Genomic DNA, 25463 nt, shown 5'->3' with positions numbered 1-25463 from the left:
AATGGAGAATAAAAAGAACGTCGCTAAAAAAAGTAATTTTGATGCAGCAGGTATTATTGCAAAATTAGGACCATTACTTGCGCTTATTGTCTTGGTCATTGTCGTTTCTGTTATGAATCGTGAATTCTTAAATCCCAACAATCTGTTGAACTTATTACGGCAGGTTGCTGCCAATGGTTTTATTGCTTTTGGAATGACATTTGTCATTTTGACTGGTGGAATTGATTTGTCAGTGGGCTCAACACTCGCTTTATCCAGTGCATTAACAGCCGGTTTTATCGCCAATGGTATGAGTGCACCTTTAGCCGTTTTACTTGGGCTTTTAACCGGAGCGATTTTAGGAGCTATTAATGGGTTATTAATTTCAAAGGGAAGTATGGCACCTTTTATTGCTACTTTGGCAACAATGACGATTTATCGCGGTGCAACACTTGTTTATACAAAAGGGAATCCTATTACCGGTTTAGGGGATAGCTTTTTCTTTAGCTTTTTAGGTCGGGGCTATTTATTTGGCATTCCTTTTCCAGTAGTTTTACTGTTTATTATGTTTATTGTTCTTTTTGTTCTTTTGCACAAAACGGCTTTTGGTCGTAAGACTTATGCTATCGGTGGCAATGAAAAAGCGGCTTTTGTTGCGGGGGTCAAAATCGATAAAATCAAAATTTTGATTTATTCGCTATCCGGTTTAATGGCTTCAATTAGTGGGATGATTATCACCTCACGTTTAAATTCTGCCCAACCGACAGCTGGTCAGTCATATGAAATGGATGCAATTGCGTCTGTAGTTTTAGGCGGAACTAGTCTTTCAGGGGGGAAAGGACGTATTTTTGGTACTTTAGTCGGGGCTTTGATTATCGGTACTTTGAACAACGGGTTGAACCTATTAGGTGTTTCTAGTTTTTATCAACAGATTGTCAAAGGGATCGTAATTGTGATTGCGGTTTTACTTGATCGTAAAAAGAAATAAACCCAGATAACTAAAAAATGTAAGCCCTTAAAAAAGCAACACACAATGGAAAAAATGGTTTTTAGGAGTGAGCAAAAAGCTTAATCCTTTAAAAGAAATTCACTCATATGAGGAGGAAGAAATAATGAAAAAATTTTTCGTATTCGCAGCAAGTGTACTAATGTTAGCAGGATGTGGCGCAACTGGTCTAGAGGGCGGCTCAAGTAGTTCTGAAGGTAAAACAGATGACAAAAAACCGGCTGAGTTAACTGTCGGAGTTTCTGTTTCCACGTTAAATAATCCCTTCTTTGTTTCATTACGTGACGGAGTTCAAAAACTGGCTGATGAAAATAAAACCACAATTAAAGTAGTCGATGCCCAAGATGATACAGCAAAACAAAGTAACGACATTGATGATTTAATTCAACAAAAAGTTGATGTTATTTTAGTTAATCCGGTCGACTCTTCAGCAATTGTGCCAGCTGTGGAATCTGCTAATAGTGCCAACATTCCTGTAATTGCGATTGACCGTAGCAGTGATGGAGGTAAATTATTAACGACTGTTGCTTCAAATAACGAAGAAGGCGGTAAAATGGCAGCCCAATTTATCATTGAAAAATTAGGTGAAAATGCAAAAGTAGCAGAACTAGAAGGCGTACCAGGGGCTTCTGCCACACGGGAACGGGGTAAAGGTTTTGATGATTACGCTAAAGGAAAATTAAATGTAGCTGACAAACAATCTGCTAACTTTGACCGTGCTAAAGGATTGACAGTGATGGAAAACATTTTACAAGCCCACTCTGACTTGCAAGGTGTCTTTGCACAAAATGACGAAATGGCATTAGGTGCTTCAGAAGCAGCAAGTAGTAAGGGAAAAGACTTTATCATTGTTGGCTTTGATGGAACAGTAGACGGCTTAAAAGCGATTAAAGATGGTAAAATGAGTGCCACAATTGCTCAAAAACCAGAAGAGATGGGAAAATTAGCCTTGCAAGCTGCATATGATCACTTTGCTGGTAAAAAAGTGGATGAAAAAATCGACTCACCACTTGATTTGGTAACCAAATAAAGAGATAAATTCTAAATGAGGCTACGCTAAAACATCATTTACAAAAAAGGGGGGTGTGACAAGATTTTTGTCACACCTCCTCTTTGTGTAGATCATAGTCGCATCAAAACAATAAAAATCCCTGCAAAGTGTGCAACAGTTGGAGCTAAAAGACTGTCTCTTAGAAGTCTATTAACAAAAGTAAAGCAAGTACAAAAAGCATTAGTGGCTACTTACAGCAGTTTTACGTATGTAACAAAAGGTCTTACAGTCATAAATTGAAGGATTGAAAAATGCTTTCTCATATTTTTAGAATCATCTGATTTATGGTCAGATATGGTTAGTTAGAAAACGTTCTTTATTTGTAAAAAGAAAAATTTAGTAGCTTTATGGCATCTGCTTTTGGCTAAAAAAATAGTGGAAATTTATTTTTCTGACAGGTTCTCACTTCTGTTTTCCTTAACTGGCGGTTATAATTGATTTGTAAAGATAAAAGGAAAATTAAATATAAAGGAGTAGACAATGAAAAAAAACAAATGGGTTAAAGTATTGTTGGTTGCAAGCATTTTAACGACTTCATTGCCGCTGAATGCTTGGGGGCAGACAGCTACACCGCAAACGAGTGAGTCAAGTTCAGCTGCTACACAAACACAAGCAGATACGAGTTCTGCTAATGGGGAAAGTGAGTTAAGTCAATCAACAACAGCGACGAATGCGACAACTTCCAGCGCAACACAAACAACGCAAACTTCAACAACACAAGCAACACAGAGCCAAACCACCGAAACTTTTGAAAATACAACAGAAACTACCACGACAGCAGATACGCTTCAAATCAAACAGGCTGACGTGCTTGAAACTTTGGTAGGCAAGAAAGAAAGTTTAAAAACATATGCCAAAATTAAAGCAGGAGATGAATTTTTCTATCAATTAGATTCTCAAAATCAGTTTGTAAAAAAGGAAAGCTTGGCTGCTTATCAGGGGAATGTATACCGAGTAACAAATCGCGCAAAAACCAGTGAAAATCGGGAAATGATCCAAATTGTCCAAGCAGATGGGAATAATTCTGAACTTGGTTGGGTGCCTGAAACTACGTTGTCGCTGCACAATGGTAGCTATGTGACAAAAACAGGCTATGTTGCTGTAACTACTAAAAATTTAAGCGTTCAACCAGACGTCTTCACCGCAGCTAAAAATCAAAATTTTAACGGTAAAACATTACAATATCGCGAGATTTACACCGTTAACAAAAAAGAGTACTACGCTTTATACAACAATCAAAATCAATTTTTAGGCTTTGTTGCAAAAGGCAGTGGGGTAGATCTAAATACTAGCCCTGGAGGAAAATATTATGCCAAAAGCAGTTATGGCACCTTTATGCAAAAAGGTAAAATACGCTGGAATAATTTTTACTTTAATAGTGTTCGCGGCAATACAACCTCCTATTATGGTAAAACGGTCAAAATTAAAGGTTATTATCAGCATTTTAATGGCAAAACCTACTATACAGTTTATGAAAATAAGAACAACAAAGATAGCTGGGTAGGGTATATAGAAGCAAAAGATATTAAATTAGCAGCTGGTAGTCAAGGTGTGTACCAAAGCTTGAATCGCTATGTGACGATCACCAATAAAAATTACACGACGTGGAGTAGTTTTGGCTGGAAAAAAAGAAGTACTACAGCTGCTATGCTAACAAAAACGTATCTTGCCAAAGGAATGTATCGTCATTACAATGGGGCAACATATTACAGCTTAAGTGACAATAAGGATAAATGGGCGGGCTATTTGAATGCCAATGCGGCAAAACAAGCCAATAATGCAGGGGGAATTGCCCAAAAAGAAAATCGTAAAGTAAAAATTACTTCCAAAACTGCAACTTTTTGGCGTAACTTTAATTGGCAGAAAAAAGACAGTGCCGCTAAATATTACGGTAAAGTTTATACTGTAAAATGTAAGTATCGTCATTTTAATGGGGCCTGGTATTACTCTATTTACAATGGGAACACGTGGATTGGTTATTTAAATGCGGGCTTTACCGGTAATCCCCATACGATTTATAGTACTAAAAATATTAACCGCTACGTGCGCATGAACGCTAATTCGGGGAATTTTTATAGTCAAGCTGATCCTAATAGCAGTAAAAAATCAGCAAAGAAAACGTATAAAGGCTATATGGTGCAGGCGATAAAAGAAGCGAAAACAAGTGGCGGGACATATTATTGTGTGACACTTCCTGGGGGGGCTTTGGGGTGGCTAAAAGCAAGTGAGACGACCAATGTTCATAATCGCTATTACATGTATACCACCGGCGGCAAGTATCCTTCTTTAAAGGTCAAAAACTTAAATATTCAAGTTTCGGTAAAAAAACAGCGCGTATATATTCGTTCGGGTTCTAAGACGATCTATACCATGCTTTGTTCAACAGGCTTAGGGTTATGGCCGAATAATTTAAGTACACCATATGGTAATTTTAAAATTCAAGCCGAACGGGGCTCATCTTTTTGGTATGCAGGGTCGGGTGGTGCCTTTTACCGCTCTTACCATCAACACGGCGTCTACTTGTTCCATACGGTTCCGATTGCCTATCCTGGTACTACGAGTGCCTTTAATCATATTGAAGGGATGAAATTGGGGCGCAGAGCTTCCCATGGCTGTATTCGGATGTCTGTGGCAGATGCCAAGTGGTTTTATTACAATATTCCGGGAAATACACCGGTTAAAATTTATTATTAGAAAAAAGATTTAGGCAGAGGCATCGTGTCTTTTCCTAAATCTTTTTTATTTTTTGCAGGTGAACAATTTATATGAGCAATTCTTGTTTAGCATGGTTCTAAAAATAAAGTTAGCTTTACTAGAATTTAAAAAAAGGATTGTGGTGTTTTTATTGGGCTGTGGCAGATGCGCCAATTTTTATTTTCGTTGACGCCCATGTTATAATTGGTAGGTATTTTAAGAAAGTTGATAAAAATGAAGTGGGTGAAATTACGCGTGAATGAACGGATTAAAAATAAATTAGCACTCTTACCCGATCAGCCTGGCTGTTATCTGATGAAAGATAAAAATGGTACGATTATTTATGTCGGAAAAGCCAAAATTTTAAAAAATCGTGTCCGCTCTTATTTTACCGGCAGTCATGATACAAAGACAGAACGGCTTGTATCTGAAATTGAAGATTTTGAATATATCGTCACCGAATCCAATATTGAAGCATTGTTGTTGGAGATTAATTTAATTAAAAAAAATGATCCCAAATATAATATCATGCTAAAAGATGATAAAACGTATCCCTTTATCAAAATTACCAATGAAGCTTACCCGCGGTTACTCATTACCCGGAAAGTCTTAAAGGATAAAGCTTTGTATTTTGGCCCGTATCCTGATGTTGGTGCGGCAAATGAAACCAAAAAACTTTTAGACCGACTTTTTCCATTGCGTAAATGTAAAGTTTTACCAAAAGAAGTGTGTCTGTATTATCACATGGGACAATGCTTAGCTCCTTGCGTTTTTGATGTACCAACAAAAGTTTATGAAGAAATGGTAGCCGAAATTAAACGCTTTTTAAGTGGAGGTCATACAGAAATTCGCGCTAATATCGCAACGGAAATGGAAGAGGCCGCAGCAAATTTAGAATTTGAAAAGGCCGCAGAATTACGAGATCAAATTAAAGCCATTGATACCGTGATGACGAAACAAAAAATGACACAAACTGATTTTATGGATCGTGATGTTTTTGGTTATGCAATTGATAAAGGCTGGATGTGTGTTCAGGTCTTTTTTGTCCGTCAGGGAAAACTAATTGAACGAGATGTTTCAATTTTTCCTTTCTATAATGATGCACAAGACGACTTTTTAACGTATGTCGGGCAATTCTATCAAGAAAATGAACACTTTATTCCAAAAGAAGTTTTAATCCCTGATGATATAGATTTAGCATCGGTTGAAGCATTGTTACAGACGAAAGTTTTACAACCTAAACGGGGAGAGAAAAAGAAACTAGTAGCATTGGCAAATAAAAATGCTGGAGTTGCTTTAAAAGAAAAATTTGATTTAATTGAGCGTAAAGAAGAGCGGACAATCGGTGCAATCGAAAGTTTAGGCAATGCGATGCAAATTCCAACGCCAGTGCGGATTGAAGCTTTTGATAACTCCAATATTATGGGGACTAACGCAGTGTCTGCCATGGTGGTTTTCATTGACGGTAAACCAGCCAAAAATGAATACCGTAAATACAAGATTAAAACTGTAACCGGTCCAGATGATTATGCTTCCATGCGGGAAGTCATTTATCGCCGTTATGCGCGTGTCTTAAAAGAGAATTTGCCTTTTCCTGATTTAATCATTATTGATGGTGGTAAAGGGCAAGTGGATGCTGCCCGGGAAGTTTTGGATAATCAATTAGGTTTAGATATTCCGATTGCCGGTCTTGCCAAAAATGACAAACATAAAACCAGCGAGATGCTCTTTGGTCAGGACTTAGAAGTGGTACCGTTAGCTCGCAATTCACCTGAGTTTTTCTTGCTCCAACGCATACAAGACGAAGTTCATCGCTTTGCCATTACTTTTCACCGCCAACTTAGAAGTAAAACGAGTTTTGCTTCTAAGTTAGATGATATTGCTGGCTTGGGACCAAAGCGCAAAAAAGCATTGTTAAAAGAGTTCAAATCTCTAAAAAATATTCAAAATGCTTCTATCGACGAAATTCGCGCAATTGGTATTCCCGAAGCTGTAGCCAAAACCATTCAAAGTGCTTTGGCTGCTGAGACAAAGCCAAAAGAATAATCAAGTAAAAGTGGAGATCACTCCCTGCAAGTAAGCAAATTTTTAATGCTTTGCTTGTAGGGGTGACTTTTTTGTTGCCTAGAGATGCAGTAGCATTTTACTGTCACACACAAAAAGCGGCTATATTTAGCTGGTTAATCTGAAAAAGTAACTTTTTTTTCAATAACTTCGTGAGAAAATGCACAATTAACTGGTAAAATTAAAATACATTAGTTATAATATTTTATATTTTGTGAATATTTTGAATAATATTGGAGGTTATTATGGGAATTGAGGGACAAACAGTGGTTTTATTTATAGCCAGCTTGGGGATTATCGTTTTAGTTATGGTTTTGTGGATTACACTGGGGCAAAGAAAACGCATTACGAAATTGCAACGTGAACAAGAAGAATTTGCCGATAAACAAGAAAAACAATTGGCACAACATTATCATTCGATGAATCAGCTGAGTATTGAAACGATTGATGACAGTCGCCGCTTACTTGCAGGGGAAAAAGAGGCGCGTGGTGAGTTATACGATCATTTTAAACTTGAGCTGCAGGAGCATACTGAATTAATGTTGCATGAAGTAAAGCGTGTTGAAGAATTAGTGAAAAATGAATTAAGCCAGCTAAGTGATTGGCAGATCCAAATTGCACAACAAGTTGCTAATCAGCAAACAGATCAAAACGAGTTTGTTGATTTTGTTGATGAAAAATTAACAGCTTTTGCCACACGGAGCCATGGTCTACCAGAGCAAATTGAACAAGTAATTAGCAAGATGAATCAATTGCGTCAATTACAGCAAGAATTGGCAGAATTTAATCAACCTTTAAAAGTTGAAAAATGGGATGCCCATAAAAAAGGAAATCACAAAAAACGGCAACAATTAGTTGAAGAAGCAATTTGATAGAGATAAAACAAAAATAAAAAAAATTCGGGGTAAGAGTCGTGGGGTGACTTTTATGCCGAATTTTTTTAATTATTTAACTCAAAAGGACGGATAAATTTTCACAAGCATAATTCAGCTTAAAGACAAAAAAGTACTTACGTTAATTTTGCCGCAATTTTCATAAAAGCTTTTAAAACGGTGATTTTTTTTAGCGTGTACTGTTTTTTTGACATGTACCGTTTTTTTTTCGTTGTTAAATAAAGGAGGTAAAAAAATGTATCTAATCGTGAGTCCTAACCAATTGGGTTACTTTAAACCTGCGACAACAGCGCGACGCTTAAAAGCTTTTCTAAAAAAAGAAGGCGATGTCAAAGTTTTTTTAGGGCATCTGCATTTTATTGAAGTTTGCCATAAATTATTTGTGAAGATTGCACCACTGGATGTTACCCTTTATCAAAAAGAAGTTGATGCTATTTATGAAAAAAAGACGTGGAATCATTATCTGGCTTATTACTTTTACAAATTACGTTTATTCTTTAAAAATGAAAAGTGGCTTTTTTTATTGCATGCATACCGCAGTTATCAACGCCAATTTCTTCTTTTATATATTGCCTGTCAGCAAATACAAGAAGTCGCTAAGATAAGTGATGACAAGGCAACACAAATTCTAGCTAGAAAGTTAGGCCTACTCAAGCTTCAGAAAAACACGAGTTAAGATTTAGGATAAAAATGAAAGAAGGGATACAATTTTTTTATAATTGACAGCGGTTCTTGACTAGCGTACTATATCACTAAGCGATATATCAACTTGTAATATAGAGGAGGAGCAGGAATGGATGAGGCCTTGTCAGATAGTGTTTACGCGATTTTGCTCGTATTGCTAAAACCCCAACATGGCTATGCCATTATGAAAGAAATCAGTGAAATAACTAATGGCTACATGGAAATTGGTCCAGCCAGCATGTATACGAATTTGAAAAAACTACAAAAAGCCGATTACATCACGTTACAAGAAAATTCTGATCGTAAGAAAGTTTATCAGATTACTACAAAAGGTCGAAAAGCTTTGGAACAAGATATTGAACGCCGGCGTCTTTTTTATGAAGCAGGGGCAGCGTTATTGGCAAAAAATCGGGAAATAAGCTAAATAAATTCAGCTTAAAGGTGCTATAGCGCCGATTTTTACAACCGGTTTGACAAGTTGGGAGGTAAAAAATGCGAATTGGGGACAAAAAGTATTTAGTAAGTCTTGGGGTAGCTTTTTATCCTGAAAAAGAGATGTTACGTTTGAATAAACAAGCTGAAGAAGGCTGGCATTTTGTCAAAATGAATAGCTTGGGCATACTGGTTTTTCAAAAAGGGATGCCACAAAACCTTACCTATAGTGTGGATTATTTTACGGGGTCAAAAGAAGATTACGCAGAATATATTGCCTTATACGAACATAGTGGTTGGCAACACGTCACAACTTTTATGAAACGTTACTGTTATTTTGTCAGTAATTGTCCTGCTGCTATTTTTACCGATGAAAAAAGTTATCAAACTCGTATCAGACAAGAATGGCGTCAGCAATTTTTGCAATCGTTGTGGGTCACACTTTTGGGCGTTCTTTTTTACTTAGCAGGCAATTTTTTCTTTGGGGGCAGCTTTGATAATTGGCCGATAATATATTTTGCCGTCACGCTTGTGGCGATCGCTTTTCCAGTAGTTTTATTGATGAGTATGGGAACGATAAAACTGCTCTATCAAAAAAGAACCAAATACTACAATAAACCAGAAAAATTTGCCAAAAAGCAAAATATTGTGCGAGATACAGTGGTGCTAATGATCTTAGGTGCAATTCTTGGGGGATCACTGGCTTTATTATTATAAATTCTGCCCGTAGCTGGCTTTATTTAGACCAAAAAAACGAGGAGTGAAAAAATGCTAACGGTTAAAAATTTGAAAAAAAGTTTCGGGGATTATACCGCAGTAAAAGATTTATCCTTTGAAATACAAGACGGTACGATTATGGGGTTAATTGGGCAAAATGGGGCTGGTAAAACAACCACTTTTCGCTTGATTTTGGATTTTTTAACTCCTGATGAAGGTGAAATTTTATGGAATGGTGAAAAAATTAGTAGTAAAGATTATGACATTATTGGTTATCTGCCAGAAGAACGAGGACTTTATCCCAAGGTCACCATTGAAGAGCAATTGATTTACTTTGCGGAGTTAAGAGGGAAAAAACGCAAAGATATTGTTCCTGAAATTGACAAATGGATGGAAAAGTTTGAAGTGAAGGGAAAGAAAACCGATAAAGTCAAATCTTTGTCAAAAGGAAATCAACAAAAAGTACAGTTAATTGCAACCTTAATTCACGAACCAAAATTGGTTATTTTGGACGAGCCTTTCAGCGGGCTGGATCCAGTGAATGCTGAGTTATTAAAAAATGGCATCATCGAGTTACGCCAAAAAGGTGCGTGTGTCATCTTTTCAAGTCATAATATGGATAACGTTGAGAAGATTTGTGATCATTTGATTATGTTGAAAAATGGTGAAACAGTTTTAAACGGAAAAGTGCGGGAAATCAGAGAATCTTTTGGACGGAGTAAACTGTTTTTGGAGTCCTCCTTGTCACAAGCTGACGTTCAAGCCATTGAAGGCGTAAAAGAGGTCGTAGTCCAAGAAGACAAAAGTTTAGCCATCACATTATCCAATCCAGATGCAGGCAAAGAAATCTTTATGCGAGCGACTCAAAACGGCTATATTCCAATGTTTAATCAACAACCGCCAACCCTAGAGGAGATTTTCAAATGGAAAGCAGGTGACAATCATGAGTAAGTTTTGGGTGATTGCTAAAGATGTCTATAAGAAAAATGTTAAATCAGTTAGTTTCTTAATTTTAATTTTGGCACCATTTTTAATGGGCGCATTTTATTACTTTACCGGCCAATTAGCTGGCAGTTCCGATGTCAATACCATTGGCGTCTACTCAGATGATGCCGCTTTGGGACAAGCTTTTACCCAATTGGATCATAAAGATTATGATTTTAAAGTCATCCCGTCAAAAAAAGCAGCGGAAAAAGACTTGGCAAAAGAAAAGCTGGATGCCTTTTTGGTTTTAACAAATAAAGGAGACAGTTTTTCAGGCGAAATCTTTACCGAATCTTCCTTAGGACAAACAACACAGCTGATGATTCAACAGCTATTGACACAAATGCAGTCAAATGTGCGGGCCAAAAAGATGGGACTATCAGCCCAAGAGGTGGGCACATTGAGTCAAACAGCCCAATTAACAACGCAAAAAGTTTCCTTTGATAAGTCTGGTACAATGACCTCAGAAGACGATCATAGCAGTTTGCAGATGATTGTAACCAATGTTTCGGCCATTATCTTGTTTATCTTTGTCGTGACGTATTCTAGTATTATTGCCCAAGAAATCGCTTCTGAAAAAGGAACGCGAATTATGGAAGTGATTTTATCAAGTACCAAAGCCCAAACTCATTTTTATGGGAAATTAACCGGGGTCTTATTGGTTGCTTTAACACAATTGTTAATTTATGGGCTTATGATTATTTTTGGGTATCAAAAATTCAAAGATATGGACATCGTCAGACAATTTTTAGGTGATGCATCTTTGGAATCTCTCTTTGGTCCATTTTTGATTTTTTCAGCGATCTTTGTAATCTTAGGGATTTTGTTGTACGCCGTTTTAGCGGCATTGTGTGGTTCTTTGGTCAACAAGGCAGAAGATACTTCAAAAGCGATTATCCCAGTCACTTATTTATCCATGGGAGCTTACTTTTTAGCCTTATTTGTCGGAATGTTTGATCCACAAAATATCGCGCTGAAAATTTGTTCCTATATTCCTTTCTTTTCATCATTTGCAATGCCAGTTCGTCTGGCTAATGATACAGCCAGCATTTCCAGTGCGATTGTTTCTGTCGTGATTTTAGCCGTCTTTACTGTTTTTCTTATGCTGATTTCATCGGGTTTGTACAAATCAAATGTCTTGGTTTACAACGAAAACGGCGTTATTGCAGCCTTGAAACAATCTTTAAGTATGATGAAAGCAGAAAAGAAGTAAGAAATTTAGGTAATTATCACACCGGATAAGTGAATAGAGTTGAGAATTAATAAATAGCCTCACCCCTACTTTTTCTTCTAAAGTTGAGGCAAATTAAAAAGCAGCTTACTATTTAGCTCGTTAACACTTAAGTTAGCGGACAAATTAGATAAGCTGCTTTTTATTTAAAAGGATTTCATTCACCTTTTTTTAGGCGAATTTATTAACAAAATACTCAAAAAATGCGCGTTCTTTTTCGATGGTGAAATAAGCCAACTCTGGATGCCACTGGACACCCATGACCGGGGATTTGACACTTTCAATTCCTTCAATGACTCCATCAGGTGCCGTTGCAGTTACGACAAATTCTGCTGCTAATTCGTCGATTACCTGATGATGAAAGGAATTAACTTGATAATTTTGCGGTAAAAATTCAGCTAAACGACTGTTCATATTAATTTCAACAGGATGGGTGGGAAGTTCAAATGGTGTTGGTACCTGTACGTGTTTTAAGAGAGGTTCTTTGGCTAAGCTTAAATCTTGTAGTAAGGTCCCACCAAAGGCGACATTTAATAACTGCATCCCACGACATACGCCGATAACAGGTTTGCCGGCCTTGACTGCTTCTTTTACCAGCGCCATTTCAAAGAGATCGCGTCTGTGATTGGTCGCACCTAATTTTTGGTGAGGTAATGCACCGTAGCTTTCTGGGGATACGTCTTGGCCACCGGCTAAAAGTAATTTATCGATTTTTTGTATGTAGCTTTTTGCATCATAAATTGTGCCGATGGGCAACAATAAAGGTAAGCCGCCAGCATTTTGAACACCAGTGACAAAGTTTTTTGGCGTGTAGCTAATCCAGTGACTATCAGTGTCTATCATGGTCTGTTCATTTGCGGCGATGCCAATAACAGGTTTCATTTTTCCACGTCCTTTATTTAAAAAAACTGTTACTAAAAGCAATGTCAAAGTAAAACACAAAAAAAGTCAGTAGTAGCTTTTCTTTTATTTTCTTTGCGCTTTTAGCACAGTTTTTTTATTTATTTATCCTTATTTTTCACGAATAACTTCGATTTTGTAACCGTCAGGGTCAACAACAAAGTAATAAGAAGGTGCAGTACCAGGTAATCCTTTTAAGTCGGTTACATTATAATTATCATTTTTTTGTTTTTCATGTAATGCTTCTAAGTCGCTTACTGCAATGGCGATGTGGCCATAGCCATCACCTAAATCATAAGCAGCGTGATCATAATTATAGGTCAATTCTAATTCATAATCATCCCCAGGTAAGCTCAAGTATACTAAGGTAAATTTATTTTCGGGGAAGTCGCGGCGGCTTTTTTCAACAAAGCCAAAAGCTCCTTTATAAAAGGCTAAAGATGCCTCTAAATCTTTGACACGTACACATGTATGGGCCATTTTCATAAAAAATCAGTCCTTTCTCCTTGATAAAGATATCTTATCATAGGCCTTTAGCTGTGATAAGAAATACGCTTTAACTTGTGAAAGTATCTGCATTTGGGTAAAATGAATGAAATGAAAAGTGGAGGTTACAAAATGGAACCAGTGTTTGGGAAAAAGGAGTCAGATAAGCCTTATAAAGCGCGTTATGGCGCTTATGTGGTAGTGAGTCGTAATGAAGGACAAGAAGTAATTTTGGTACAAGCCCCAAATGGCGCCTATTTTTTACCTGGCGGCGAAATTGAAGGAACAGAAAACCACGTGGAAGCGATAAATCGCGAAATGTTAGAAGAGCTTGGCTTTGAAGTGACAGTTGGAGCGTATTTAGGGGAAGCGGTAGAATATTTTTATTCCAGTCATCGCGATACATATTTTTATCATCCCGGTTATTTTTACGTTGTCGACAGTTGGGAGAAAGTCGCTGAGCCGACAGAAAAAACCAATAACCTGGCTTGGGTAACAGCAGATGAAGCGATGCTTTTATTAAAGCGCGGCAGTCATCGCTGGGCAGTCCAAAAGTGGATGAAAAAATCTAATTAATTAAAAAAAGAAACAGGCTTTAGCAGTTTTTTCCGACTGACTGAGGTCTGTTTTTTTATCTGTAATAAAAATATAATTTTTCTCGCAGGAAAATACAGATTTCGTAAGCTTTTTTTACTTGTGTTTTTCAAATAGATGTTTGTTTAGCTGGGGGAATTGTGTTTTTATTGGAATTTTCGGTATAATAGATGGAGTTGTCTTTTGACAGTGTAAATTTTTACCGTCTGAATTGTTACAAGAAAAAGGGTAGCAACAATTTAAGTTGCAAGAATTTTTAGGAATAAAAGGAGAAAAAGATGTTGAAACGTTTTTTTAGTTATTATCGTCCGTATAAAAAACTGTTTATTTTGGACTTTAGTTGTGCAGTTTTAGCCGGGTTACTGGAGTTGGCTTTTCCGGTAGCCGTCAATGAAGTGATCGATAAAATTATGCCGCAAAAAGAATTTCGAATTATTTTGTTGGCTTGTTTGACCTTATTTTTATTTTATATTTTGAATACGATTTTGCAGTATATTGTTGTCTTTTTTGGTCATAAGTTAGGGGTCAATATTGAAACAGATATGCGGCGTGAATTATTTGCCCACCTTCAAAGTCAGCCTTACGCGTATTATGACAATCAAAAGACAGGGAAATTGATAAGTCGGCTGACGACAGATTTATTTGAAATCTCTGAAGTGGCCCATCATGGTCCAGAAGATATTTTTATTACGATTATGACATTGGCAGGCTCGTTTTTACTGATGCTACACACCCATGTAAAATTAGCAATCGCAACTTTTGCTTTATTGCCCCTCATTACAATCGCTTTGGTTTTCTTCAATAAAAAAATGACGAAAGTCAACACGCGCATTTACGAAAATCTTGGTGAATTTAACGCTGGGGTGGAGGCTTCTGTTAGTGGTATTCGCGTTACGCAATCTTTTGGCAACGAGGATTTTGAAGCAGCACGCTTTGGCGGTTTAAGTGAAGCTTATCGGCAATCAAAAATCTTATTTTATCGGGTAATGGCTGTTAGTTCAGCCTATAATTATTTGTTAATCCGTTTAATTAATTTATTTACTTTAATTTTTGGGTCCTATTATGTGATTCAAGGGCAGCTAACCAATGGGCAATTTGTCGGTTTCATTTTACTGGCAAATGTCTTTGTCAGACCCATTGAAAAAGTGAATACGATGATTGAAAGTTATCCCAAAGGAATTGCAGGGTTTAAGCGCCTGACAGAAGAATTGGATAAAAAGCCAAGCATTGTGGATTCAAAAAATGCTAGGGTCGTTAAGGATTTAAAAGGCGACATTTTATACCAGGATGTTTCTTTTTCTTACGCAGAAGCAAGCAAGGTTTTAGATCACATTAATTTGACAATTAAGCCAGGGGAAACAGTTGCTTTTGTTGGCCAAAGCGGTTCAGGCAAAACGACGCTTTGTAACTTGTTACCTCGCTTTTACGATGTAACAGAAGGGGCGGTAAAAATTGATGGGATAGACGTTCGGGATATGACTTTGAGTTCATTGCGAAGTCAAATTGGCATTGTGCAACAAGATGTTTTCTTATTTCCTGGCAGCATTAAAGAAAATATCGCTTACGGGCGTTTGGACGCAAGCGACAAGGAGATTATGACAGCAGCGAAATTGGCCCATTTGGATAGTGTTTTAGCCCAGATGCCTGAAGGAATTGAGACGCAAATTGGGGAGCGGGGCGTCAAATTATCTGGTGGTCAAAAACAACGGGTAGCGATTGCCCGGATGTTTTTAAAAAATCCACCCATTTTGATTTTAGATGAAGCAACATCAGCATTAGATACAGAAACCGAACAAGTCATTCAAGAGTCTTTAAACTCACTTTCAAAAGGGCGGACAACTTTAATCATTGCCCATCGCCTAGCGTCAATAAAACACGCAACTAGAATTGTGGTAGTCAGTCCAGCTGGTATCTTACAACAAGGTAGCCATGAAGAATTAATGGCTAAAGGCGGAGCTTACCGCGCATTGTATGAAGCCCAGTTTCGCAAATAGATAAAGAAAAGCCAGACAGCTAGAAAAGCTGAAGGAATCGGGCAGGTATGAGCCATAAGATCTAAATGTGCTAAAGCGGGCAAATCACTTTTTTTCTTAGGTGAGATTCATATTTACTTTATAAAAAAACAGCGCCAGACAAGTTATCAGGACTTGTTTGGGCACTTTTTTTTTGTCTAGCTGAATTTTTCGATTGCTTCTTTGACGCCATCTTCATCGTTTGAAGCCGTGGTGATGTAATCGGCAACGGCTTTCGTTTTATCGACGGCATTTTGCATCGCCACACCGACACCAGCATACTCTAACATGGCCATATCATTTTCATTGTCGCCAATAGCCATAACTTCTGCTTGTTGAATGTTTAAATGTTCTGCCAGTTTCGCAAGTGCAATTCCCTTATTAGCGCCTTTGTGTAAGATTTCCAAGTAAAAAGGGGCACTTTTGACAATATTGTATTGTTCTTTAAAATCAAGGGGAAGTTGGGTAATGGCGTGATCTAAAATTTCTGGTTCATCAATCATCATCATTTTAATCATGTCGTACTCATTTTTTACCATCTCATCGGAAGTGCGGTATTTAATTGGCATGTGCACCAATGTTGATTCGTGAACGGTGTAGGGACTAATATCACGATTAGCTGTAAAAATTGCATCCACACCAGATACGTGAAAATGAAGCCCGAGTTTTTGTGCCATATAATTTACTTTTAAGTAATCGTTTTTCGTTAGGCTGGCAGAAAAGACGGTATGTTGGGTGGCAACATTTTGCACCAATGAACCATTATAAGTAATGACATAATCGTCAGCACTTAATAAATCTAACGTATTCAAGTATTCTTTTACCCCTGGTAAAGGACGGCCAGTGCATAAAACGATTCGTACCCCTTTTTTCTTTGCGCTTTGTAAAGCGGCTTTCACACCGGTTGTTAATTGTCCTGCGCTGTTTAACAAGGTGCCGTCAATATCAATAGCGACTAGTTTAATACTCATGAAAAAAATTCCTCCTAAACAAATAGCTGTATTCTTTCAGCTGCTTAAATTGCCAAAAAGTGGCAAGATCCGCTTTCTATTCTACTAAAAGAAAGCTCCCTTTTCTAGTGGTGAGAGAAAAGGGAGACAAGTTTGGTCTTACTATTCGACTAATTCGCCATTTTTGATATGGCGGGCAAATGCTGCATACGTATCGCTAAAAAGATCGTAATTATTTTGCAAGGAGCGATCTACCATTTCTTTAGGGAAATAATAGCGGTGATCGCCAGTTTTTTGTCCAGCGAGTGCTGCGACTAATTGGCTTACTTTTGAAAGTTCTACCAGAGTACCGTCATTTTGTTGCAATTCAATTTGCGTGCGGTGGACCCCTGATTTTGGTCGATAAAAGTCATAAGGTAAGTCATAGCTGGAATTAATCGCAGTATAGTATTTCGGATTATACCCGACTTCTTCCACCAGCTTGCATAGTTTTGTGATTAAGTCTTGTTGACCTTCTTTGAATTTTGCTGATTTTAATGGTTTTCTAGATAACCAGCGATTGGCTAAATCACTTAAAATAGCATCATCTTCGTCAACCCATTGAATAAAATAGGTAATTAAAACGCCATCGTCTAATTTTAAATAATCTGCTAGTGTAAAGTCTTCTTTTAAAAAAGGAATCAACAACTGGGAATGTTGCTGAAATACATCGGAATTTTCATTATATAATTCGTGGGCCCGATTTAATAAGTGTTCCAACAAAACTTCCATACTCCGGGAAACTTGGTGGAAATAAACTTGAACATACATTTGATAGCGACTGACGATATAGTCTTCGACCGCGTGCATCCCATTCATAGCAAAGGCAATCCCCCCTTCATAAGGGCGAATGACCCGTAAGATGCGGGTTAAATCAAAAGTGCCGTATTCGGTGCCGGTAAAATAAGCATCTCGTAATAAATAATCCATTCGATCGGCGTCAATTTGACTTGAAATCATTTGTACCACCTGCGGATTGGGATAATCATGGGTAATGACACTGGCGACTTTTTCTGGAAAACCAGGCGCAACCTTATTCAAAATTTGGTAAACCTCAGTTTCTGGCGAAGTGATAATTTCGACAGTGATCTTTTCATGATCTGTGTGGAAAATATGTTCAAAGGTGTGGGAAAAAGGACCGTGGCCCACATCGTGAAGCAGTGCCGCACATAAAGCGACCAAGCGTTCAGTATCATCCCAGCCGCCAGCACCAATTTTAGCAACAGAAAAATTTCGTTCAAAGATATCGCAGATGCGGCGGGTGATCTCGTAAACACCTAATGAATGGGAAAAGCGGCTATGCTCTGCCCCGTGGAAGGTAAAAGAAGACGTCCCCAATTGTTTCACGCGTCTTAGGCGCTGTACTTCTTTTGAGTTGATTAAATCCAAAACTACTTGATGTTGGACGTGAATATAATTATGAACGGGATCTCTAAATACTTTTTCAATTGGTAATTTTTGATCTTTATATAAGGTCATCATCGATTTACTCCTTTGTTTGATTTGGCAAAATTGTTTGAGTCTGCCCACTCTTTGGAAAAATTGATTTATAAGGAAGCAAGAATTTCATTACGGGTAATCATACGGCTTAGCTTTTCTGTATAGTCAGTTCTTTTTTTTGTTGCACGCAACCAATTCTGACTATCAACTTGAGTGATTTCTTCTTTGGTAAGTTGTGAAAAAGCATTTAAAAAGCGTGTTTTTGTTTGCTCAATCGTTAAATTATTTTTCATTACGGAACCGACAGTCGTCATGCTGTCAGGATTTACCGGCGGATATCCGTCTTGTCCAAACTTCTCTGCTAAACTTGCACGATAAAAATCTTTAACCACTTGCCCACGCTCTTTTTGCGGGCCACTAACACTGAGATACATCATAATGGCGATACCGTCTTTAATTTTTCGTTGGGCGATACCGGCAATTTTTTTACCCGCGCAACTTAAGTCGTAAGTCCCCGGGCAATAAGAATCAAAAACTTCCCCAGTGGTAATCAAAAGCTCAGGAAAAGCGTGCTGTGTTAGTTGGAACATCTTCTCATAAGCAGAATCGGTCGTCTGCATATCGCGGGGAATAATAAGGGAAATATTTAAAATAGCAGGGTCACTAATGACGCCTAAACCACCAGCGCTGCGGACAACCGGTGGATAACCAGCCTGCTGTAGCGTTGTAACGCCAGCTTTTAAATGAGGTACCCGCGTATCTTTCATACCTAAAATCATGGTCTTTTCCAATTGCCAAAAATGCAATAGGGGCTGTTTTGTTTGACTGACATGTTCAATTAAGACGTCAGTTAAGGCAAAAGGCAATAGCGCCTGCTGATTGGGATAAATGGTTTGATCTAAACTTAAATTCATCGTCTAACTCCTAAATAACGCTTTTTTGTTACAGGTAAGTCTAATTTGGATAATCGTCTTACCCCGGGCGCTTTTTTGTTAAGCATTTCTAAATCACGTTTCCTTCATTATATACGAAAAAGCTCTGAAAAAATAACGGAAGGCCTTGAAATAGACGCAATGTTTGACAAAAAGGGTAAAACTGTGAAGAATGAAACTAAAGATGAAAAGCCTGCTTAAAGTAAGCAGCACTTTTTGTGAGGATAGTGTGAAGTGGAGGATATAAAAATGGATTTAAAAAATGGCGTACCAGTTTCCATTCATTTGAAAACCAAAGTCAAACAACATGAAGAAATACAAGAATTTACTTTTGATTTACCAGGTCAGCTGGTAACCATTGGTGATAAGCTGTACATTCGTTATCAAGAAGTGCAAGAAAGTGGCGAAGAAATTCCTGTTATTATTAAAATTATGCCAGATGGAACCGTGCAATTAACGCGATCTGGAGAAATGCGATTACGGCTAAAATTTGACTATAAGAAAAAATTAGAAACCAGCTACACAACACCTTATGGGGTGATGTATTTTGGGACGTTTACGCGTAATCTTCATGTTAGCTTGAAAGATCGCCCGATGTCTGGCACAATTTTTATTGACTATGATTTGTATATGGCCGATGAACGAGTAGGGGAATATCAGATCAGCTTAGATTTCACAGCATAATTTTGCGAAATAAATTGATTTTTTCAGTACATTTTTGTATGATAAAGCGTAGACTGCGAAAGGACGTGTCCTATTTTGGAAATTACAGTATTTGAAGGGGCAAACAAAAACGAGTTGTCCATGATTGAAGTGGCCCATGCGATTTTAGAGCAACGTGGCGACGTAATGGATTTTTCGGATTTAGTAAACCAAATCCAAACGTATTTGGGTAAATCAGATAGCGAGATTCGTGATTCATTGGCACAATTTTATACCGACTTAAACATTGACGGCAGCTTTATCTCATTAGGTGAAAACCGTTGGGGATTGCGTTCATGGTATGCCATTGACTCAATTGATGAAGAATTGTCTCATGGGCTTGATGAAGACGAAGAAGACACACCTCGTAAACGTAAACGTAAAAAGGTTAATGCCTTTATTAACGATGATGAGGATGCCATCGATTACAACGATGACGATCCAGAAGATGCCGATCCAGAAGATGAAGACGACAAAGAATTGTACGACGATGACGATGATGACGATGATGAAGAAATCTCTGCATATAACAGCGACTTACAAGAAATTGGCGCCGATGATAATTCTGATGACGAAGAAGAAGTACCCGGAAATATCGAAGAAGACTTAACCATTATCGACGATGACGATGATGATTTAGACGACTTTGATGACGAAGATGAAGACGAATAAAATTAAAAAATGCGAGGGTGAAGGTCAGATGACTTTCATCCTCGTTTTTTTAGTTTAGTGTCTTTACGCCTTTTTTTAGTGCTTGTGAAAAAAATCGTTTAATTTGCAAATCTTGGTTAAATACGAAATACTAAAAAAAAGGAGGGGCATATGGAAAATAAAAAAGACACCACCAACAACGAATTAGAGGATAAGAAAAAACAAGAAACTGTTTATGAAGACAAATTTTTTGAAAAAGGCCATCTCTGGTTAAAACTACGTACGATTATTTTAACTATTCTCGCCTGGTTGGGCGTAATTATACCCATTTACTGGACGCTCACTTCTACTTTGTTGCGCAATCATGTTAAAGTAAAAGCCGTTTGGAGTTATCAAGAAGGAATCGATACTTACTTCTTCTTATTAAAAGCTTTTGTCTTCTTTTTTATTGGGGCAACGGTTTTCACTGTGATCATGACACTACGAAGTAATCGCGAAATAAAAGAAAATTATAGTAAAAATTTTACGTACGATTTTGATGATATGTTAAAAAAACGGCACGAATTGGATGATTTTTATACGGCGCGATTTGGTCCCAGTGACAAGCGTATAAATATAAAAACGTATTCTGTGCCGGAAGAAAAAAATATTTCAAAAGCAGAGTTACAAGCTGTCTTTAAAAAGGAGAACAGTAAGTGAACATTATTCAGACTGGTCATGAATTTTTAGATATTGTTTTGAACGTTATTTTGTTTGTTTTATTTACTTATCCTATTTTAGGGGCTTTTATGTGGTTTATTGGGGTTATCTGCTATCGCTTTTTATTTAAATATCAAATTAAAAAGTTTAAAGAAATTAAAAAAGAAGAGCAGCCCTTTATTACGATCATGGTGCCTGCACATAATGAAGAGGCAGTAATTGAAAAAACACTGGCTTATTTATTGCATCAATTATCTTATGAAAACTATGAAGTGTTAGTAGTAAATGATGGTTCCACCGATGATACCCCACAAATTCTGGCCGAGTTGGCTCGTAAAGAAGCGCGCTTGCGGGTTATCACAATTGAAAAAAACAAAGGAAAAGCCCATGCTTTTAATGTTGGCTTTGCTTTTGCACAAGGTGAATATATTTTAAGTAATGATGCAGATACAATCCCAGAACCAGATGCTTTAACTAAGTATATGAATTATTTTATGGAGTCCGGTGAAACCAATATCGGGGCAGTAACTGGGAATATGGATGTTTTAAATCGCTCAAAAATTATTGAAAAGGCCCAGACGGTTGAGTTTTCTAGTATTGTCGGTGTCATTAAGCGGAGCCAACAAGGAACGCTAAATACCATGTATGCTTTTAGTGGAGCCAATACCATGTATCGTAAAACGGCGCTACTTGATGCGGGTTTGTTTCGCCAAGATCGCGCCACTGAAGATATAAGCATTGCTTGGGATGAACAGCTCTTAGGATGGTTACCGGTTTTTGCTCCAGATATTATGTTTTACATGATGGTCCCAGATACTTTAAAAATGCTTTATCGGCAACGCAAACGTTGGGCTAAAGGCGGCACGGAAGTTTGGTTGACCAATTTTCCTAAAGTTGCCTTACATCCAATCAAACACTTTAATCAGCTCGTTATGTTTATTGACCAAACCCTAAGTATTTTGTGGTCGCTTTTCTTTTGGTTTTCAAGTTTCATTTTTATTGTGACATTGATTTATTTTCTTGTAACGCAAAATTATGAACGAATTTTTCATATGTTTGCAATGGCCTTTATCTTTGTTAATTTTCAGATGATTGCCGGCTTTTTGCAATTGGGTTCGGCACTAATTTTAGACGATCGCGGTCATAAATTACGCTATTTCGTCTTTGCTCCATTTTACATGTTGCTTTATTGGATGATGAATGCCCTCACCATCTTAACAACGCTAATTCCCGCCTTCAAGACAATTTTAGGCTATGGTAGTGGCACATGGGTGAGCCCAGAACGGAAAAAAAGTTGATAAAAAGTAAATAATAGAGAAAATCCCCAATCGATTCTGATTGGGGATTTTCTCTATTATTTCTTGTAATTTTTCTATAAAAGATAGTGTTATGAGTCAAAGCGTTTTCGCTTGCTGGAGCTTGGGATTTTTAAGGCGTCGCGATATTTGGCAACCGTGCGGCGGGAAATAGTAATTCCTTCTGCTTTTAGTAAGTCGACTAATTTTTGATCAGAGTGTGGTTTACCTTTGTCTTCTTCTTCAACGAGGGCTTGAAGACGGACTTTGACGTTATCAGTCGACAAATCTTCGCCACTATCATTTTGAATCCCGACTTTTTGACTGAAGAAGTGCTTTAATTCAAATATTCCAAAATCTGTTTCCAAGTATTTTCCATTGACCGCCCGGCTGACGGTGGACTCATGAATTTCCAGCTCTTCTGCGATATCTTTTAAAATCAAAGGTTTAATCGGTCGGCTTTCATCTAAGAAGAATTCTTGTTGGTGGGCGATAATTGCTTGTCCCACGCGTAAAATTGTATCACCACGTTGTTGTACCATTTTTTGCAGGGATTCAAAATCTTGTTTTTTCTCATTTAGATATTTTTTGGTCTCGTCATCGGCTTTTTTTGCCATTTGATCAAAGTAGCTTTGCTGGAAGTGCATTTCTGGCATGCCCCGCCGGTTGCTGGTGATTTTAATTTTCTTTCCGTCACTTATTTTGACTGTCAAATCCGGGATAATGTATAAGCCATCGGTGGTGCCAAAACTTGCTCCTGGCGTAGGGGTTAGCGTTTGAATATAGTCGAAGACTGTTTGTACTTCGCTAACTGGAATAGCTAACTTTTTCGCTAGTTCAGGCCATTTGCGATTTACCAAGTCCTCAAAATGTTCTTCTAAGATAAGATAAGCCAAATTAGGCGCTAAATCATCTCTTTCAGTTTGCAGCATGAGACATTCTTGTAAGTTACGGGCACCAACCCCAGCAGGGTCCAATTGCTGAATTAAAGTTAAAGCGTCTAAAACTTGTATCTTTGTGGCCTGCATTTTTGTAACAACTTCATCTAAATCAATTGTTAAAAAACCGTTTAAATCAATATATTCAATTAAAAATAAAACAATGTCACGTAAAAACGTATCGCGATAATTCAAGTGAACTTGGTCGATGAGATATTCAAACAACGAAATACGATCATCCGGAATTTGGCTTAAGTAGTTCAATTCTTCGCCACTGGAAGAACGGGGCTTGGAATAGCTTAAGGCGTAATTAGCTTCTGATACTTCGATTAAAGGATTTTCCATTGCTTTTGTTTCGACAAATTCAGCTAATTCATCAATTGAAAATTGCAAAACTTGAATTGATTGTTGCAATGACTGTGTCATAGCAAGCTTTTGCGATTGTTTTTGCTTTTGTGAAAAACTTTGTTGAAATTTCATGTATTTTCCTCTTGATTTTATTCTGATTATTAGCTAAACTAACATATGTTCGGCGCTCTTAGTGTAGTGGATATCACGTAAGATTCCGGTTCTTGAGACAGGGGTTCGATTCCCTTAGAGCGCGTTAAGACATCTTCTAGCTAAGAAGGTGTCTTTTTTTATTGCGGTGAAAAAACGCTATCAAACAGCTACTGAGCTATTTTAACACGATTTTTGTTGGAAATGAATGCTTCAAAAGTGATAATTTAATTTTTCCCTTACGCAAATAAAGGATCAATTAGAAATAAAGGCTTTTGTTTTCGTTGTGCAATTTATCACTTGGCGTTAGAGTAATTAGTAAAGCGATTTAACGTAATAGCACAGTTTTCAGAAGTATTTTTCTTAGCTTTTTAGTTGCACAATAGAATGGAAAATGGTACTATTACTTCCGTAAGGTTAAAGGAATTTGACCTGCAGTAAATTTTTTTTGGTCTCGATGGGTCGAAATAGGTCTACGATGGACATAAACCGTCCATTGTCAAAAAAGGAGAGTAATCATGCTTGATGACTTAAAATTGATTGAAGCAGTTGCTCCTGATATCCTGCATGTTTTGCAAGAGCGTTATAAAATCTTGCGAAATATTTACTGGATGCAGCCTATTGGTCGCCGAAACTTAGCAGATAGTTTGAATATGACCGAACGGATTTTACGTACCGAAACGGATTTATTAAAACGATTAGCTTTAATTGATGTCTCAAAAAGTGGTATGAGCTTAACTAAAACGGGTGAAAAAGTTTTTACCGATTTAGGCAAAGTAATGGATCAACTTTTTGGCATGCATCAATTAGAAAAACAGTTGGCCAATCATTTTGGCATTGCCCGCTGTGTAATATCTGCTGGTGATAGTGACCGACAAGAAAAAGTCGTGAAAAACTTTGGTGAGAGTTTAAATGAATCGTTAGATTTACTTTTACCTGAAGGCAAGAACGTCATCGCGGTAATGGGTGGGACAACAATGGCCCAAGTTGCCGAATGTCTGACAAACCTTGAAAGTGATGAACGACATAACCTTTTTGTACCGGCCAGAGGTGGTATTGGAGAGGCTCTGACTGTACAAGCCAACTCAGTTTCTGCTATGATGGCAATGAGGTCAAATGGTGAACATCGGGCACTTTATGTCCCAGAACAATTAAGTTCTGACACGTATCGTTCCCTTATGAAGGAACCCTCAATCCTTGAGGTGTTAAACTTGATAAGCCATGCTGACTGTGTTATTCATAGTATTGGGCGTGCTTTGCATATGGCGGCTAGACGCAAGATGAGTGAAAATGAAATCTTGATGCTAAAACAAGCCAATGCAGTCGCTGAATCATTTGGTTATTTCTTTGATGAAACTGGTAAAGTGGTCTATAAAGTGCCACGGATTGGTTTACAATTAAAAGATTTACAAAAGGTGCCAATTATTTTAGCTGTTGCCGGTGGCAAAACTAAAGCTAAAGCAATTAATGCGTATATGCAAAATGCACCAAAACAAACGTGGCTTCTAACTGATGAAGCTGCTGCAAATGAGATTTTAAAAGGGGTAACCCTTTAAAATAAAAAACCTGATTTTCATAAGGAGGAAATCGCA

Annotated in this window: 23 protein-coding genes and 1 tRNA gene; 18 read left to right on the top strand and 6 right to left on the bottom strand. The window is 37.6% G+C overall.

The window, feature by feature from the left end; genetic code table 11:
• Nucleotide 1 precedes the first annotated feature (1 nt).
• The 10 genes from JZO76_RS12630 (at nucleotide 2) to JZO76_RS12585 (ending at nucleotide 11717) form a co-directional block, all read left to right on the top strand.
• Nucleotides 2-967, top strand: coding sequence for an ABC transporter permease (locus tag JZO76_RS12630; protein ID WP_206905147.1), 966 nt, complete (start codon nucleotides 2-4; stop codon nucleotides 965-967).
• Between the two features lie 124 nt (nucleotides 968-1091).
• Nucleotides 1092-2015 carry a D-ribose ABC transporter substrate-binding protein gene (locus tag JZO76_RS12625; protein ID WP_206905141.1) on the top strand — a complete coding sequence of 308 codons (924 nt, stop codon included), beginning with the start codon at nucleotides 1092-1094 and terminating at the stop codon, nucleotides 2013-2015.
• A gap of 501 nt (nucleotides 2016-2516) precedes the next feature.
• On the top strand, nucleotides 2517-4730 hold the full coding sequence (locus tag JZO76_RS12620; protein ID WP_206905140.1) for a L,D-transpeptidase family protein: 2214 nt from the start codon (nucleotides 2517-2519) through the stop codon (nucleotides 4728-4730).
• 255 nt (nucleotides 4731-4985) lie between these two features.
• Nucleotides 4986-6776, top strand: a complete 1791-nt coding sequence (gene uvrC / locus JZO76_RS12615; RefSeq protein ID WP_206905348.1) for an excinuclease ABC subunit UvrC — start codon at nucleotides 4986-4988, stop codon at nucleotides 6774-6776.
• A gap of 263 nt (nucleotides 6777-7039) precedes the next feature.
• Nucleotides 7040-7666: a hypothetical protein gene (locus JZO76_RS12610; protein ID WP_206905126.1), complete on the top strand. Its 627-nt coding sequence runs from the start codon at nucleotides 7040-7042 to the stop codon at nucleotides 7664-7666.
• Nucleotides 7667-7922: 256 nt separating this feature from the next.
• On the top strand, nucleotides 7923-8363 hold the full coding sequence (locus JZO76_RS12605) for a hypothetical protein (protein WP_206905123.1): 441 nt from the start codon (nucleotides 7923-7925) through the stop codon (nucleotides 8361-8363).
• A gap of 117 nt (nucleotides 8364-8480) precedes the next feature.
• Nucleotides 8481-8795: a PadR family transcriptional regulator gene (locus JZO76_RS12600; RefSeq protein WP_206905120.1), complete on the top strand. Its 315-nt coding sequence runs from the start codon at nucleotides 8481-8483 to the stop codon at nucleotides 8793-8795.
• 68 nt (nucleotides 8796-8863) lie between these two features.
• A complete protein-coding gene (locus JZO76_RS12595) occupies nucleotides 8864-9520 on the top strand; it encodes a DUF2812 domain-containing protein (protein WP_206905116.1) in 657 nt (218 codons plus the stop codon).
• Nucleotides 9521-9571: 51 nt separating this feature from the next.
• Entirely contained in the window at nucleotides 9572-10471 is a 900-nt protein-coding gene (locus JZO76_RS12590) for an ABC transporter ATP-binding protein (protein ID WP_206905114.1), read from the top strand.
• Nucleotides 10464-11717 (top strand): ABC transporter permease, encoded by a 1254-nt coding sequence (locus JZO76_RS12585; RefSeq protein WP_206905111.1) that lies wholly within the window; start codon nucleotides 10464-10466, stop codon nucleotides 11715-11717. Before JZO76_RS12590 ends, JZO76_RS12585 begins: the two co-directional genes overlap by 8 nt.
• 189 nt (nucleotides 11718-11906) lie before the next feature.
• Here the strand turns inward: JZO76_RS12585 and JZO76_RS12580 are convergent, their stop codons facing one another.
• Together JZO76_RS12580 and gloA are read right to left on the bottom strand one after the other, a co-directional pair.
• The gene (locus tag JZO76_RS12580; RefSeq protein ID WP_206905108.1) at nucleotides 11907-12617 is read right to left on the bottom strand and encodes a gamma-glutamyl-gamma-aminobutyrate hydrolase family protein; all 711 of its coding nucleotides are present in this window, start codon (nucleotides 12615-12617) and stop codon (nucleotides 11907-11909) included.
• Between the two features lie 129 nt (nucleotides 12618-12746).
• A complete protein-coding gene (gloA, locus tag JZO76_RS12575; protein WP_206905105.1) occupies nucleotides 12747-13121 on the bottom strand; it encodes a lactoylglutathione lyase in 375 nt (124 codons plus the stop codon).
• Between the two features lie 132 nt (nucleotides 13122-13253).
• Between gloA and JZO76_RS12570 the strand changes: the two genes are divergently transcribed.
• Both JZO76_RS12570 and JZO76_RS12565 read left to right on the top strand, forming a co-directional pair.
• Complete coding sequence (locus JZO76_RS12570; RefSeq protein ID WP_206905093.1) at nucleotides 13254-13697, top strand: NUDIX hydrolase; 444 nt, start codon at nucleotides 13254-13256, stop codon at nucleotides 13695-13697.
• Nucleotides 13698-13993: 296 nt separating this feature from the next.
• Nucleotides 13994-15709 carry an ABC transporter ATP-binding protein gene (locus JZO76_RS12565; protein WP_206905091.1) on the top strand — a complete coding sequence of 572 codons (1716 nt, stop codon included), beginning with the start codon at nucleotides 13994-13996 and terminating at the stop codon, nucleotides 15707-15709.
• Between the two features lie 176 nt (nucleotides 15710-15885).
• Here the strand turns inward: JZO76_RS12565 and yidA are convergent, their stop codons facing one another.
• The 3 genes from yidA to JZO76_RS12550 form a co-directional block, all read right to left on the bottom strand.
• Entirely contained in the window at nucleotides 15886-16698 is an 813-nt protein-coding gene (yidA, locus tag JZO76_RS12560) for a sugar-phosphatase (RefSeq protein ID WP_206905089.1), read from the bottom strand.
• 141 nt (nucleotides 16699-16839) lie between these two features.
• Nucleotides 16840-18198: an HD domain-containing protein gene (locus tag JZO76_RS12555; protein ID WP_277988653.1), complete on the bottom strand. Its 1359-nt coding sequence runs from the start codon at nucleotides 18196-18198 to the stop codon at nucleotides 16840-16842.
• Nucleotides 18199-18263: 65 nt separating this feature from the next.
• Nucleotides 18264-19070, bottom strand: coding sequence for a lipoate--protein ligase family protein (locus tag JZO76_RS12550; protein ID WP_206905087.1), 807 nt, complete (start codon nucleotides 19068-19070; stop codon nucleotides 18264-18266).
• A 267-nt stretch (nucleotides 19071-19337) separates the two neighbouring features.
• Here JZO76_RS12550 and JZO76_RS12545 point away from each other — a divergent pair, with 267 nt between their 5' ends.
• From JZO76_RS12545 to JZO76_RS12530, 4 genes are all read left to right on the top strand, one after another.
• Nucleotides 19338-19772 (top strand): DUF1934 domain-containing protein, encoded by a 435-nt coding sequence (locus JZO76_RS12545; protein WP_206905085.1) that lies wholly within the window; start codon nucleotides 19338-19340, stop codon nucleotides 19770-19772.
• 75 nt (nucleotides 19773-19847) lie between these two features.
• Entirely contained in the window at nucleotides 19848-20462 is a 615-nt protein-coding gene (gene rpoE / locus JZO76_RS12540; RefSeq protein ID WP_206905082.1) for a DNA-directed RNA polymerase subunit delta, read from the top strand.
• 150 nt (nucleotides 20463-20612) lie between these two features.
• Entirely contained in the window at nucleotides 20613-21140 is a 528-nt protein-coding gene (locus tag JZO76_RS12535; protein WP_206905080.1) for a hypothetical protein, read from the top strand.
• The gene (locus JZO76_RS12530; protein WP_206905078.1) at nucleotides 21137-22438 is read left to right on the top strand and encodes a glycosyltransferase; all 1302 of its coding nucleotides are present in this window, start codon (nucleotides 21137-21139) and stop codon (nucleotides 22436-22438) included. Before JZO76_RS12535 ends, JZO76_RS12530 begins: the two co-directional genes overlap by 4 nt.
• An 89-nt stretch (nucleotides 22439-22527) precedes the next feature.
• Here the strand turns inward: JZO76_RS12530 and rpoN are convergent, their stop codons facing one another.
• Nucleotides 22528-23853, bottom strand: coding sequence for an RNA polymerase factor sigma-54 (rpoN, locus tag JZO76_RS12525; protein WP_206905074.1), 1326 nt, complete (start codon nucleotides 23851-23853; stop codon nucleotides 22528-22530).
• A gap of 52 nt (nucleotides 23854-23905) precedes the next feature.
• Here rpoN and JZO76_RS12520 point away from each other — a divergent pair.
• Nucleotides 23906-23977: transfer RNA gene (locus tag JZO76_RS12520), tRNA-Arg, on the top strand.
• 412 nt (nucleotides 23978-24389) lie between these two features.
• Nucleotides 24390-25427 (top strand): sugar-binding transcriptional regulator, encoded by a 1038-nt coding sequence (locus JZO76_RS12515; RefSeq protein WP_206905071.1) that lies wholly within the window; start codon nucleotides 24390-24392, stop codon nucleotides 25425-25427.
• The last annotated feature ends 36 nt before the right edge of the window (nucleotides 25428-25463 follow it).

Origin of the sequence: Candidatus Enterococcus myersii (assembly GCF_017316025.1) — a bacterium.
Taxonomy (GTDB): Bacteria; Bacillota; Bacilli; order Lactobacillales; family Enterococcaceae; genus Enterococcus_C; species Enterococcus_C montenegrensis.
The sequence above is the reverse complement of the archived record's forward strand: the minus strand, read 5'-3'. Positions and strand labels throughout refer to the sequence as shown.